We start from the raw sequence: 14213 nt of genomic DNA, 5'->3' as shown, positions 1-14213 counted from the left end.
ATGTGCCGCGCCGGGGCTCACGCCGCCTCGTGCAAATGGAGCACTCGGTCCTCGAAGCGTTTCGCCAACTCGTCGGACGGCAAAGCCTTGCAAACCAGCCAACCCTGAATATGATCGCAGCCCATCGAGGTCAGCAGCTCGCGCTGCGCTTCCGTCTCGACCCCCTCGGCGACGAGTTCCAGTTCAAGCGTTTGCGCAAGGCCGACCACCGCGGACACAATCGCTTGATCGTTGCGAGAGGTTAGCAGGTTCTCGACGAAACTGCGGTCGATCTTAAGCTTCGCGAGCGGAAAACGTTGCAGATATGCCAGCGACGAATAGCCGGTCCCGAAATCGTCGACGGCAAAGCGAATCCCGATCGTCGTCAAATCCTCGAGCAGAACCTTTGCATGGGCCGGATCCTGCATCAACAGAGATTCGGTGATTTCGAACACGAGCCGGCTCGGATCGACGCCCGTCAAGGCCAGCGCGTCGCGCACGTTTTGCGTGAAACGCGGGTCGCGGAACTGCTGCGGGGACACGTTCACGGCCACATACTGCAAAATGATGCCTTGGGCGTCCCACTGCATCAATTGCATGCAGGCGATTTTTAGGACCCAGTTGCCGAGGTAATTGATGAGGCCGATCGATTCGGCCAGCGGAATGAACGTGGACGGCGGGACGAACCCGTGCACCGGGTGATGCCAGCGGATCAGCGCCTCCACGCCGACGACGCCGCGGCTCTGGCTGCTCGTGATCGGTTGGAAATGGAGCGAAAACTCGCCGTTGCGCACGCCGTCGTATAAGTCGGCTTCCAGTTTGAGGCGCTCGGCGTCGGCCGGATCGGCATGCGCCGTGTGAAACGCGAGCGTATTGCTGCCCGATGCCTTGGCTTGCGAGAGCGCTTGGTCGGCCCGGCGCAGCAACTGGTCGTAATAGCCGGAGGCGTCGCTGTCGTGTGCGGGATCCGGATAGAGCGCCACGCCTACGCTGGCCGAGAGGTGAACCGGCTGGCCGTCCACCGCATAGGGCTGCTGGACCGCGGTCATGAGGCGCCGGCCTAGCGCCTCGGCCTGCTGGGCGGCCAATTCGCGCGTATTTGCGCGCACCAGGACGGCGAATTCGTCGCTCGTCACGCGTGCGAGCGTTTCGTCCGCGGTCACGAGCGCCTCGAGCCGCCGGGCCGTCTCGCGCAGCAGCGTGTCGCCGGCGTCGTAGCCGAGCGCCCGGTTCACGCGCTGGTAATCGTCGAGATCGACGAGCAGCAAAGCGGTGCCCGTGCCGTTCGCATCGGCTTGCTCCTGCGCGCGTTTCACCGCGGCTGCGAGCGCCAGCGCGTTCGCGAGGCCGGTCATGCGATCGCTGTGCAGCTCGTAAGTGAGCCGTTCCTCGTTGGCGCGCCACGCCGAAACGTCGAATGCGCTGATCGCAAAGCCCGCCGTGCCCGCGTGGGAACTGGCGACCACCCGCAATTCGACCGCGATCGGGTATGTCAACGATTTCATCAAGTGCAAGGTCGTGCGCTCGACGCGGCCGCTTTCGGCGGCTCGGGCCATCAGCGCATCGAGCGCTTGAATCTCGCCGCTCGGCACGAGTTCGTGCAGCGTGACCGTTTGCAGGTACTCGCGCCGGTATCCGATGAAGCGGAGGCTGGCGTCGGAGACGTAAAGAAAGCGTAAATGCTTGTCGACGTGCGCCAGGAAATCGACCGCGCCCAGGGTTTTTTCGAGTTGCAACGTCAGTGCGTCGTGCTCGCCACCGGAATCGAAGGCGTGCGTGCGCGCTCTACCTGCGCGGCCACGCAACAGGTCAAGAGCCGCGCGCCATGCGCTGCGGCGCGATGCGCCGGTCAATTTTGCTTCCATTCGTTCTCGCTGGCGACTGATGTCGATCGGACCGAGGGCGTCGGAAAGCGCTGCGCGCGCCTGTCCTCGCCATACCTCCTATCAGGACTCATTATCGGCGGCGCGTAAGAATTCTTTAGGGACAATGCGGCCAATTTGGTCGAAATGCGACTCGGGATTGGCCCCGACATGCTTTCGCGACATATTTTGTGGACAATGGAGCCACGCCTTGCAGGGAACCGGTAGGATCCGGCCCCATCCTAGGCACCGGGCGGCGCGATGGGGCGCGCACTCGCCGGACATCCGTCCGGGCCCTGCTTGCGAGCCGCCGCGACGGCGCTGTCCGGTCGTTGCGCGCTCGTTTGTTCTACACCAAGCTGGATCAGTTATGGCCGAAATATCGATCGTACGCACGGATGCGCCGCCCGTTTGCGATGCACGCGCCCAATGCGAAATCGAGTGTCTGTACCTCGGGCGTCAGCCGATCGTTGCGCGGGGCGGGGGCCTCGAGGCCTATGAGCTGTTGTTTCGCGAGAGCGAGGTGAATCGCGCTCGTATCTGCAACGATGCTCGAGCGACCGCACGCGTCGTCGTCAACACGATGTGCAGCATGGGCGTATCCGCGACGCTCGGGCCGCATCGCGGCTATGTGAACATGTGCCGGGAGATGTTGTTCGACGACTCGGTCATGGTGCTGCCGCCCGAACGCTTCGTTCTGGAAGTGCTGGAAACCGTCTGCGTCGACTCGCCGCTGATCGAGCGCATCGACAATTTGCGCCGTGCCGGTTTCAAGGTGGCGCTCGACGATATCACCGATTTGTCGGACGCCCTGGTCGCCTTATTGCCGCATGTGGACATCGTCAAAGTCGATTTTCTCTCGATCGATCGCGAGCGGTTGCCGGCCCTGGCGGAGACCGTAAAAGGGCAAGGCAAAACGCTGATCGCCGAAAAGGTCGAGACGCAGGACGATTACGCGCTCGCACAGGCGCTCGGCTTCGATCTTTTTCAAGGGTATTTTTTCGCACGCCCCCAAGTTCTTTCGGCACGACGTGGCGATCCGTCGCGGCAATCGTTGCTGCGTATGCTCGCGCTGATCGCGTCGGAGGCGCCGCTCAGCGAGCTCGAGCAGGAGCTCAAGCGCAGCCCCGACGTCGTCATGCAGCTCTTGCGGCTCGTCAATTCGAGCGCTTACGGGCTAGGGCGGCGCATTGCCTCGGTGCGCGAGGCGATTCTCGCGGCCGGGACGCGGCAAATCGCGCGCTGGGCGCAATTGCTCCTTTACGCATCGAACGGCGAATTGCCGTGGCGCTGCGATCCGTTGACCCAACTTGTGGGTGCCCGTTCGCGCTTCATGGAATTGGCGGCGGCGCACGTGCGGCCCGATAGCGAACGTTTCGGCGATAGCGCGTTCATGACGGGCGTGTTTTCGCTCGTGCACGTATTGCTCGGCGATGCCGCGCCGAGCGCTTCGCTTGTGCAAATCGGGCTCGTCGCCGAGATCAGCGATGCGATCGTGCATCGCGCCGGATTGCTCGGTGCGCTGCTCTCGATCGCGGAGGCGGCCGAGACAGGCGCTCACGAACGCGTGGCTCGCGAGCTCGCGCGGATTCATCCGGAATTGGGTGCGCTGACGTCGTCGGCCTTCGCCGAGATCAATCTCGAAGCCGCAGGGTGGGCGCAGGCGCACCAGGAAGCGGCGTGACCCGGGGCGGGCCGACCGCGCATGCTTGCCGGGCAGTTGTCAGCGCCAAATGCGCGGTCATGGTTCAATAGCACGGCGTGCGTCGCGAGAATCCCTCCAACGGGTCCATGCCGTGCCCTTGCATTTCGTAAGGGGCGGGCTGCGCGCGCCAACCCTGAACCGAGGAATCGTGATGAAGCGAAGCATGAACCGCGCCCTGTGCGCGGCAGCACTTGGCGCGGTCCTTTCCGTTTGTTCGTTCGATGCGTCGGCCGTTCTCAAGGTGGGCGACAAGGCACCCGCATTCACGACGCAAGCATCGCTCGGCGGCAACGCTTATTCGTATTCGCTCGCCGACGCGTTGAAGAAAGGCCCGGTCGTCCTTTATTTCTATCCGGCCGCATTCACGAAAGGATGCACGATCGAGGCGCACGAGTTCGCCGATGCCGTCGACGAATACAAGCGCTACGGTGCAACGGTGATCGGCGTCTCGCATGACGATATTGCGACCCTCAAGAAGTTTTCCGTGAGCGAGTGCCGCAGCAAATTCCCGGTGGCGGCCGACCCCGAGCGGCACATCATCGATTCTTATGACGCCGCCATGCCGCTCGTGAAGACGATGGCCAATCGCGTCTCGTACGTCATCGCGCCGGATGGCACGATCATTTACGAATACACGAGCTTATCGCCCGAGAACCACGTAAAAAACACGATGAGCGCCGTCCAGGAGTGGGCTAAGCAGCATCCGCGGCAATAGTCGCGCGGCCGGATTGCTTCTCTCCCGCGTTTGACGTTCGGCGTGGCGCGGCGCCCGCAAGCGCCTTTTCGCGGCGGCCGCGTTTGGTGACGAGCCTCTACGATTTCGATACGGTGCAGCGCAGATAAAGCACGACAATCGAAGCGTCGAAAACGAGCAGTTCGCCACCGCGCCGGCACGCGATTCGGTGCGTGGTTCGACTGCCTGGGAGGGGACGGCATGTTCGAACGACAGGGGCGATCGGCGCGCGGGCGAGCGCGCATCGGTATCTGCCTGCGCGCGGCCGGCATTGCCGCGTTGGCCTCGGCGCTCGCCTCGCTTGCCTCGCTCGCCGGTTGCGGCGACACGGCGCTTGCCGAGCAGGGGCCGCCGCCGCGCATCGAAGCGCTGAAGGCGCGGCAACTCGAGCAAGAGGAAAAGGAGCGGCTGCGCGTGCCGGCGGCAAGCGGCATGTCCCTCGCACGCATGCGCGAGGCGACGCTGCGCGATTCCGGGATCGGCGCGACGATGCTGTTCGCGCGCGGCGTCGATTTTCGCGTGACGGGCGACTTGGGCTTCGTTATTGGCTCGATGGCGGCCACGATGACCCCGACGCGTCGCGGCGAGCCCATCGTCTTCGACGATCCGACGAGCGTCGCGATCGACGTTCATCGCGGCGAAGTCACGCTCGATGCCGACCGCTTGACCGCCGTGTTCGGCGAGTACTTATTCGATTACGCAGGCGCGCCGCTGCGCGATGTGCGCGTGAGCCCCGGTATGGGCGAGTTACGCGTGACGGGGCGCATGTGGCGCGGCGCTTGGGTGCCGTTTGCGCTCGCCGGACAACTGACGCTCGGTGCGCCGGGCACGCTCGTCTTTCATGCCACGCATGTCAGCGTCGCGGGCGTCGACGCCGATCGGCTCATGCATGCAGCGCATGTGCGTATGGCCGATTTGCTTACGATCGACACGCCGATCGCGCGGCTGGGAGGCAACGACATCGTCTTGCGCGCGGCTCGCCTCATGCCGCCGCCCGTGCTGTCGATGACGATCGTCGGCGTCGATGTGGCGCCTGACGGCGTGACGCTTTCGCTCGACGACGGGACGGTCAAATCGATCGACTGGCCCGCGCGGATGCCCGAGCGCGGCATGTTGCTCGTCGGCGGTGATGTGAAATTCATGCGCTCGATGCCGATGAATCTCGACCTTGCGCTGCATCCGCTCGATGCGCGGGGTCCCTTCGTATTCGATCTATATCGCTACCGCGATCAACTGTCCGCGGGGTACATGACCTTTCAGCCGAGCGGCGCGCTCGACGTGTTCGTTCCGTCCGCCGCCATGCCGGCGGCGGTATCGCCCGGCCTTGCCTCGGCGCGTTACAACGATTCCTTCTTCGTCACCCAGCAGCAGGCGCTCGCGAAGGCGAGGGCGATCTGGCGCGCGGCACCGGCGGCGAATGGCGGTGCCGGCGAAATCGTTGCGGACGCAACGAGTGCGGCGCCGGTGTCAAGCAATGCACCGGTGAAAGTGCATGCTTCGTGGCACCCGGCGAGCGCGGCACAAGCGGCGAACGAGCGCGCATCGCCGCGCGCGCCGACCTGCGCGCATTTGTCCGACGTCGACTTCTTCGTGACGGGGAATATCGGTTTTCATGTCCGCTCGCTCGATGTGCAGATGGTGCCCAAACAGGCGGGCGAGCCGGTCGATCTCGACGATCCGAATCAGTACGAGATCAGAATCGTCGGCGGCGAGGTGGTCGAACCGTGGCCCGCGATGGCCGCGCTCTTCAACGACTATTTGCTCGATTACTCGCCGCGCTCGCTCAATGCCGTGTCGATGAGCGCGCACGACGGCGCGCTCCGGGTGACAGGCGGCATCAAGCTTTGGAATCATGTGCCCGGCGTGTGGTTGCCTTTGTCGATGACGGGCGCGATCGACGTGCTCGACGAACGGCACCTCGCCTATACGCCGAGCCGCGTGGCGGTGCTCGGCGTGCCGCAGGGCGGCTTGCTGCATGCGCTGAAGATTCCGCTTGCGTCACTGACGCCGCTCGAACGCAAGGGCGCGAAATTGACGGGCGATCGGCTCGTCTTCGATCAGTACACGGTGTTCCCGCCGCCCATGCTTGCGGGTCGCTTGGAGAGGGCAAAGGTGACCGACGAAGGCCTCGTGCTGAAGTTCGCGCGTGACCCCGATGCGGCCGTTGCGCATCCGCCGGGCCATGCGCAGGGCAGCTACGTTTGGATCGAAGGCGGCGACGTCAAGATGTTCGATTCGCTTGCCGTCAATGCGCGTACGCTGATTCACGGCGGTAGCCGCAAGAGCATGCGGTTCGACCTCTATGACTATCGGCGCGACGTCGCACACGGACGGGTGCGGATGCGGCCCGACGGAACGCTCGACGTTTCGCTCGGGGCCGGCGGTTAGCGCCGAATTCGCGCCTCAATAACCGGGGGGCGGCGGGGGCGGTGGCGTGTAGTAGCGTCGCGTGTCGTAGCCGTTATCGTAGCCCGCGGGCATCGGGACCCGTTCGCCCGCCGCGTACATGCATTGGACGTAGGCATAGTCGTAGCGTCGCTGAATGTCGTACGCCGAGCCTTGGGCGGTGCCCATGCCGATCGCGCTGCCGGTCAACAGGCCCGCGCCGGCCCCGACGGCCGCGCCGCGTCCGCCGCCGAGCGCCGCGCCCGCCGCCGCGCCCACGGCCGTGCCGAGCGCCGCGCTGCCGACGCCGGCCGCCGTCGCCGCTTGATTGGCGCTGACGCCGCCGACTTGACCGAGCGCGTACTGGCGGCAGTTGTAATCGTCGGCTCTAAATTGGTCGAAGCTTTTGCCGGTCCCGGGCAGCGCCATGATGCTCGGCCCGGTCGGCATGACCGTGCAGGCGCCAAGGCCCGCGAGGGCCGCGAGCGGGAGCCATTTCGCACGCCGCTTGGCGTGTCCGATAAGGGATTCGTTCATCGCATCACCGCTCGGGTGCTGGCGGGGTGGCCGGCACTTCTCGCCAGCCGCTCGCACATTGTTTGACGTACGGGTAGTAGGTCTTGGTCTTGTCGCAATACCACCAGCTGCCTTGCGGCGGTCCGTCTTGCGATTGGCCGTCCGCCCCCGGTTGCGGACGTTCGATGTACGTGGTGTCGGGGACGTCGGGCGCGACCATGACGGGAGGCGCATAAGCCGGATAAGGCGCGTAGTAATAAGGCGCCGGCACCACGGGGGCCGGGTAGGGGTAGTAATACGGGCCTGGCATGCCCCAATAAACCCCGACGCGCCAATGCGCCGCCTGCGCGGCACCGCTCATGCCTAGACAGGCCGCGGCCGCGAGAGCGAGCGAAGCGTTCAAACGCCGCACGATGGACTCCTTGTTCGGTTCGAAGCGCCCGTGAAGACTTGGGCGCATCACCTACAAGGCTAGGCCATCGCTTGCGCGAGTGCCATAACGAGTCCGTTCACAATTGTTTCAACTGCTTACTTGAGGCGTGCCGTCGCGTCGGCGCCGCTCGCGCCATACCCTCAGACGGTCCATGTAGAGGTAGACGACGGGCGTCGTATAAAGCGTCAGCACCTGGCTGACGAGCAACCCGCCGACGATGGAGATCCCGAGCGGCGAGCGCAACTCGGCGCCTTCGCCGCGTCCGAACGCGAGCGGTAACGCGCCGAGCAGTGCGGCACACGTCGTCATCATGATCGGACGAAAGCGCAGCAGACACGCGCGATGAATGGCATCGAACGAGGACATCCCTTGGCGCGATGCCTCGATCGCGAAGTCGACCATCATGATCGCGTTCTTTTTCACGATGCCGATGAGCAAGATGACGCCGATGAGCGCGATGATGCTGAACTCCGAGTGAAACAGCAGCAGCGCGAGCAGGGCGCCCACGCCGGCCGAGGGCAGCGTGGAGAGAATCGTCACCGGATGGATGTAACTCTCGTAGAGCATGCCGAGCACGATGTAGACGGCCGCAAGCGCCGCGAGAATCAGGATCGGCATGTCGCTCGTCGACTTTTGGAATGCCTGCGCCGTGCCCGAGAAACTGCCGTGCACGGTCGCCGGCATGCCGATCGCCGCAGCCGTCTCGTTGATGGCCCGCGTGGCGTCCGACAGCGATTTGCCGACGGGCAGATTGAACGAAATCGTCGAGGCAACGAACGGGCCTTGGTGATTGACCGCGATCGGCGTGCTGCCGGGGCCGAACGAAGCGACGGCCGATAGCGGAATCATCGTTTCCTTCGACGTGGAGACGGCCGACCCCGTCGATGCGCTCGTCTTGCCGCTAGCCGCGATCGAATTGGTGGCCAAGTTGCGCGCCGTATCGGCCGCGATCGTGGCGGCGCTGGCGTTCGCGCTCGTCCCGCTCGTGGCGCTTCTCGCCGCGGCGGTGAACGTGCCGGCGACCGCATTGGTCGACTGCGATCCGCTCGCGCTGCCGCCTGCCGTGCTGATAAAGATTTGATCGAGCATCGAGGGGTCTTGCCAATAACGCGGCGCGACCTCCATGACGACGTGGTATTGGTTCAGCGGATTGTAGATCGTCGAGACTTGCCGTTGGCCGAACGCGTCGTAAAGCGTGTTATCGATCTGCGAGGGGGTGATTTTCAGTCGCGCGGCGCTTTGCCGATTGACCGTCACGTAGGCTTCCAGCCCGCCTTGCTGCTGGTCGGAGTTGACATCGGCGAGCTCGGGCCGGTGCTTGAGCGCCTCGGTGAGGCGCGGTGCCCACTTGTAGACCTCGGCGCTCGAATCGCCGAGCAGCGTGTATTGATATTGCGCGTTCGATTGGCGTCCGCCCGCGCGGATGTCCTGCACGGCCTGCAAGAACGTCTGCGCGCCGGCCACCTGCGCGAGCGGTTTGCGTAGCTGAGCGATGACTTGATCGGCCGATGCGCGGCGCACCGTTTTCGGCTTCAGCGTGACGAACATGAAGCCCGAATTCGTCTGCCGCCCGCCGGTGAATCCGATGACGTTCTCGACGTTCGGGTTGTGCTGCACGATCGACATCATCTCGCCGAACTTGACCTTCATCGCTTGGAACGAGGTGGACTGATCGGCTTGGATGCCGCCGACGAGACGCCCAGTATCTTGCTGCGGGAAAAAGCCCTTCGGAACGACGACGTACAGGAAGCCGTTGAGCACCACCGTGGCAATGAGAATCGCGAGTACGAGCGCGGGGTGCCTGAGCGCCCAGCCGAGCGAGCGCGCATAGCCGCTTTGCAGGCGGGCGAATGCGCGTTCGAGACGCTGCGCAAGCGGGCCGTCCTTGGGCCGGTGCGCGCCGTCGGCCAGCAAACGCGAACACATCATCGGCGTGACGGTCAGCGAAACGGCGAGGGATACGGCGATCGCGAGCGACAGCGTCACGGCGAACTCGCGAAACAGGCGCCCGATAATGCCGCCCATCAGCAAGATCGGCAGGAAGACGGCGACGAGCGAGATACTGATCGATGTGACGGTGAAGCCTACTTCGCGGGCGCCGAGATAGGCGGCGCGCATGCGCGGCGTCCCTTCCTCGATATGACGCGAGATGTTCTCGAGCACGACGATCGCGTCGTCGACGACGAACCCGGTTGCCACGATCAACGCCATCAACGAGAGGTTATCGATCGAGTAGTTCAGCAGGTACATCGCGGCGAACGTGCCGATGATCGAAATCGGCACCGCCACGCTCGGAATCAAGGTCGCGCGCCAGTTGCGCAAAAACAGAAACACGACGGTGACGACGAGCAGCACCGCGACGATCAGCGTGCGCTCCGTGTCCTTCAGCGAGGCGCGTATCGTTGTCGAGCGATCGGCCACGGGCGTGATGTCGATCGCGGCCGGCACCGATGCGCGCAGTTGCGGCAACATGGCCAGCACGCGGTCGATCGTCGAGACGATGTTGGCGCCCGGCTGCCGGTAGAGGATGACGAGCACCGAGCGCTGGCCGTTCATGAGGCCGAGGTTGCGCAGGTCTTCCACCGAATCCTCGACGCTGGCGACGTCCGACAATTTGATCGCGGCGCCGTTGCGATAGGCGATGACGAGATCCTTGTACTGCGCGGCGGCTCTCGCTTGGTCGTTGGTATAGATCTGAACGCGGTTTTCGCCGAAATCGATCGAACCCTTCGGACTATTCGCATTGGCGGCGGCCAGCGCCGCGCGCACGTCCTCGAGCCCGATGCCGTAATGGAACAACGCTTGCGGCTCGAGCTCGACGCGCACGGCCGGATTGGCCGAGCCGCTCACGTCCACTTCGCCGATGCCTTGCACTTGCGAGAGCGCTTGCTGCAAGACGGTGGACGCAGCGTCGTAGAGCTGCCCGGCCGGTATTGTCTTCGAGGTCAGCGAAAGCACCAGGATCGGCGCATCGGCCGGATTCATCTTGTGGTACGTCGGATTGCTGCGCAGGCTCGTCGGCAAATCGGCGCGCGCTGCGTTGATCGCGGCTTGGACGTCGCGCGCGGCGCCGTCGATATCGCGATTCAAGCCGAATTGGAGCGTGATCCGCGTTTGGCCGACGCCGCTCATCGACGTCATCTCGGTCACGTCGGCGATTTGCCCGAGATGGCGCTCGAGCGGGCTCGCAACGCTCGTCGCGACGGTTTCCGGGCTCGCGCCGGGCAACTGGGCCTGCACCGCGATCGTCGGAAAGTCGACCTGCGGCAGCGGCGCGACGGGTAGCCTTGCGAACGCGAATACGCCGGCCAGCGCAATGCCGATCGCAAGCAGCGTCGTGGCGACCGGGCGCGAGATGAAAGGGCGCGAGAGGTTCATCGCGCCGGCCCCTCATCACCGGCGAACGAAAGGCGCGGCGGACGGGCGAAAGCGTATCGGCCAGTCATGTCAAGCTCCCGCGTCGCCGGCGCCGGTTTGACGCTCGTTCGCACCGAAGCGCGTGCGCACGCGGCGCGCAAGCGAATCGAAGCCGAGGTAGATGACAGGCGTCGTGAACAGCGTGAGCAACTGACTGACCACGAGGCCGCCGGCGATCGCGATACCGAGCGGATGACGCAGCTCCGAGCCCACGCCCGTGCCGAGCATGAGCGGCAGTGCACCGAGCAGCGCCGCCATCGTCGTCATGAGGATCGGCCGGAAGCGCAGCAGGCATGCTTGATAGATCGCCTCGTGCGCGCTCTTGCCTTGCTCGCGTTCGGCTTCCAGCGCGAAGTCGATCATCATGATCGCGTTCTTTTTGACGATGCCGATCAGCAGCACGATCCCGATGATGCCGATGATGTCGAGGTCGTGCCCCGACACGATCAGCGCGAGCAGGGCGCCCACGCCGGCCGAAGGCAGCGTCGACAGAATCGTGATCGGATGGATGAAGCTTTCGTACAGCACGCCGAGCACGATATACATCGTCACGATGGCGGCGAGAATCAAGAAGAGCTCGTTGGAGAGGGACGCTTGGAACGCCAGCGCCGCGCCTTGGAAGCGCGTTTGGAACGAGGCGGGCAACTCGACGTCGTGCTGTGCCTGCTCGATCGCCTTCACCGCCGCGCCGAGCGAGGCGCCCGGCGCGAGATTGAACGAGACGGTCGTAGCCGGAAACTGGCCCAAGTGCGACACCAACAGCGGGGCGGGGCGTTCCGTGAAGGTCGCGATCGCGCTCAACGGCACTTGCTGGCCCGTGCCCTGCGAGGACGGCAGGTAGATCGATTTGAGCGCATCGGTGTAATGCTGCATCCGCGGGTCGGTTTCGAGAATCACGCGATACTGGTTCGACTGCGTGAAAATCGTCGAAATGATGCGCTGACCGAACGCGTCGTACAGCGCATTGTCGACCGTTGCCGGGGTGATGCCGAAGCGGGCGGCCGTCGCCCGATCGATTTGGACGTAGACCGATCGACCGCTTTGTTGCAGATCGGTGGCGACATCGGCGAGCTCCGGCGCTTGTTTGAGGCGTTCGACGAGCTTGGGCACCCAATTGGCGAACTCGTCGGGATTGGGGTCGGTCAGCATGAACTGATACTGCGTCGCGCTGACGGTCGAGTTGATCGTCAGATCCTGAACGGGCTGCAAGTACAACGTGACGCCGGCGACGTTCGCGGTTTCGCGCTCGATGTCCCTGATGATGTCGGTCGCGCTTTCGGAGCGGTCGCTATGCGGCTTCAAGTTGATCAGCATGCGGCCGCTGTTGAGCGTGATGTTCGTGCCGTCCACGCCGATGAACGAGGTCAGACTTTCGACGTTCGGATCCTTGAGGATCGCATCGGCCAACGCTTGCTGGCGCTCGGCCATCGCCGCGTAGGAGATCGATTGCGGCGCTTGCGTGATGGCCTGAATCACGCCCGTATCTTGTACCGGGAAAAAGCCCTTCGGTATCAGCACGTAAAGCAAGGCCGTCAGTACCAGCGTCAAGACGGCCACGACGAGCGTCGCGCGCTCGCGCGCGAGCACCCAACGCAGCGCGACGGCATAGCGGGCGATGATGGCGTCGATGGCGGCGTGCGCCTTGGCTTCGAAACGATGGCTTTCGAGCGGCGGCGTGTGCTTGAGCAATTTCGCGCACATCATCGGCACGAGCGTCAGCGAGACGACGGCCGAAATGACGATCGTCACCGCCAACGTGATCGCGAATTCGTGAAAGAGCCGGCCCACCACGTCGCCCATGAACAGCAGTGGAATCAGCACGGCGATCAGCGAGACCGTCAGCGAAATGATCGTGAACCCGATTTGCCGCGAACCCTTGAGCGCGGCCTCGAGCGCCGTGTCGCCTTGCTCGACGTAGCGGGCGATGTTTTCGATCATGACGATCGCGTCGTCGACGACGAAGCCCGTTGCGATCGTGAGCGCCATCAACGAAAGATTGTCGAGCGAGAAGCCGCATAGATACATCACGGCGAGCGTGCCGATCAGCGAGAGCGGCACCGACAAGCTCGGGATGATCGTCGCGTAGACGTTGGCGAGAAACAGGTACATCACGAGCACGACGAGCACGACCGACATTGCGAGCTCGAATTGGACGTCGCGCACGGACGCGCGGATCGTCGTCGTGCGGTCGGTGACGACGGCCACGTTGACGGCGGCGGGCAGCGAGGCTTGTAGCTGCGGCAACAGCGCCTTGACGCTGTCCACGACTTGGATGACGTTCGCGCCCGGTTGACGTTGGATGTTGAGCAAGATCGCGGGCGTGACCTTGCCGTCCATACCGACCCATGCGCCGAGCTTCGTGTTTTGCGCGCCGTCGACGATCTTGGCGACGTCGGTGAGCATGACGGGGCGGCCGTTCTTGTACGCGACGATCGCGTCGTTATAGGCTGCCGCGTCGGTGAGCTGATCGTTCGCGTTGATCGTGAAGTTGCGCGTCGGTCCGTCGAAGTTGCCCTTCGGCGTATTGACGTTCAGATTCGCGATGCTCGAGCGCAAATCGTCGAGGTTCAGGCCGTACGACGCGAGCGCGAGCGGGTTGGCCTGGATACGCACCGCCGGCCGCTGGCCGCCGCTGATGCTGACGAGGCCCACGCCGGCCACCTGCGAAATCTTTTCGGCGAGCCGCGTATCGGCAAGGTCCTCGATATCGGTGAGCGGGGTTGTTTTCGAGGTGATCGCAAGCGTGAGGATCGGCGCGTCGGCCGGATTGACCTTGGCGTAGATCGGCGGCGCGGGCAGGTCGGCGGGCAGCAGGTTGCCCGCCGCGTTGATGGCCGCCTGCACCTCTTGCTCGGCGATGTCCAGCGGCAGATCGAGACTGAACTGTAGCGTGATGACGGAGGCGCCCGCCGAGCTTTGCGACGACATCTGATTGAGCGAGGGCATTTGGCCGAACTGCCGCTCGAGCGGCGCGGTGACCGCCGAGGTCATGACCTCGGGGCTCGCGCCGGGGTAGAACGTTTGGACTTGAATCGTCGGATAGTCGACTTCGGGCAGCGCGGAGATCGGCAGAAAGCGCAGCGCGACGAGACCGACGAGCATGATCGCCGCCATCAGCAAAGCCGTGCCGACAGGGCGCAGGATAAAGGCGCGAGACGGATTCATACGAGTGTGTGCGAGCCG

At 64.4% G+C, this 14213-nt stretch carries 8 protein-coding genes; 3 read left to right on the top strand and 5 right to left on the bottom strand.

The annotated features are described in order from the left end of the window. Nucleotides 1-17 precede the first annotated feature (17 nt). Complete coding sequence (locus AB1286_RS04925; RefSeq protein ID WP_430362213.1) at nucleotides 18-1844, bottom strand: putative bifunctional diguanylate cyclase/phosphodiesterase; 1827 nt, start codon at nucleotides 1842-1844, stop codon at nucleotides 18-20. A 367-nt stretch (nucleotides 1845-2211) separates the two neighbouring features. Here AB1286_RS04925 and AB1286_RS04920 point away from each other — a divergent pair, with 367 nt between their 5' ends. From AB1286_RS04920 to AB1286_RS04910, 3 genes are all read left to right on the top strand, one after another. After that, nucleotides 2212-3525, top strand: coding sequence for an EAL and HDOD domain-containing protein (locus AB1286_RS04920; RefSeq protein ID WP_430362212.1), 1314 nt, complete (start codon nucleotides 2212-2214; stop codon nucleotides 3523-3525). 172 nt (nucleotides 3526-3697) lie between these two features. Next, nucleotides 3698-4261: a peroxiredoxin gene (locus AB1286_RS04915; RefSeq protein ID WP_430362211.1), complete on the top strand. Its 564-nt coding sequence runs from the start codon at nucleotides 3698-3700 to the stop codon at nucleotides 4259-4261. A 219-nt stretch (nucleotides 4262-4480) separates the two neighbouring features. After that, entirely contained in the window at nucleotides 4481-6667 is a 2187-nt protein-coding gene (locus tag AB1286_RS04910) for a hypothetical protein (protein WP_430362210.1), read from the top strand. A 15-nt stretch (nucleotides 6668-6682) separates the two neighbouring features. On the opposite strand, the gene AB1286_RS04905 is transcribed toward AB1286_RS04910, so the two are convergent. From AB1286_RS04905 to AB1286_RS04890, 4 genes are all read right to left on the bottom strand, one after another. Beyond that, entirely contained in the window at nucleotides 6683-7201 is a 519-nt protein-coding gene (locus tag AB1286_RS04905) for a hypothetical protein (RefSeq protein WP_430362209.1), read from the bottom strand. Nucleotides 7202-7205: 4 nt separating this feature from the next. Next, nucleotides 7206-7592, bottom strand: coding sequence for a hypothetical protein (locus AB1286_RS04900; RefSeq protein WP_430362208.1), 387 nt, complete (start codon nucleotides 7590-7592; stop codon nucleotides 7206-7208). A 108-nt stretch (nucleotides 7593-7700) separates the two neighbouring features. Then, on the bottom strand, nucleotides 7701-10991 hold the full coding sequence (locus AB1286_RS04895) for an efflux RND transporter permease subunit (RefSeq protein ID WP_430362207.1): 3291 nt from the start codon (nucleotides 10989-10991) through the stop codon (nucleotides 7701-7703). Between the two features lie 69 nt (nucleotides 10992-11060). After that, nucleotides 11061-14195, bottom strand: a complete 3135-nt coding sequence (locus tag AB1286_RS04890) for an MdtB/MuxB family multidrug efflux RND transporter permease subunit (RefSeq protein ID WP_430362206.1) — start codon at nucleotides 14193-14195, stop codon at nucleotides 11061-11063. Nucleotides 14196-14213: the final 18 nt, after the last annotated feature.

Source organism: Trinickia sp. NRRL B-1857, from assembly GCF_050470685.1.
GTDB lineage: Bacteria > Pseudomonadota > Gammaproteobacteria > Burkholderiales > Burkholderiaceae > Trinickia.
This window is presented reverse-complemented; position numbering and strand designations above follow the sequence as displayed.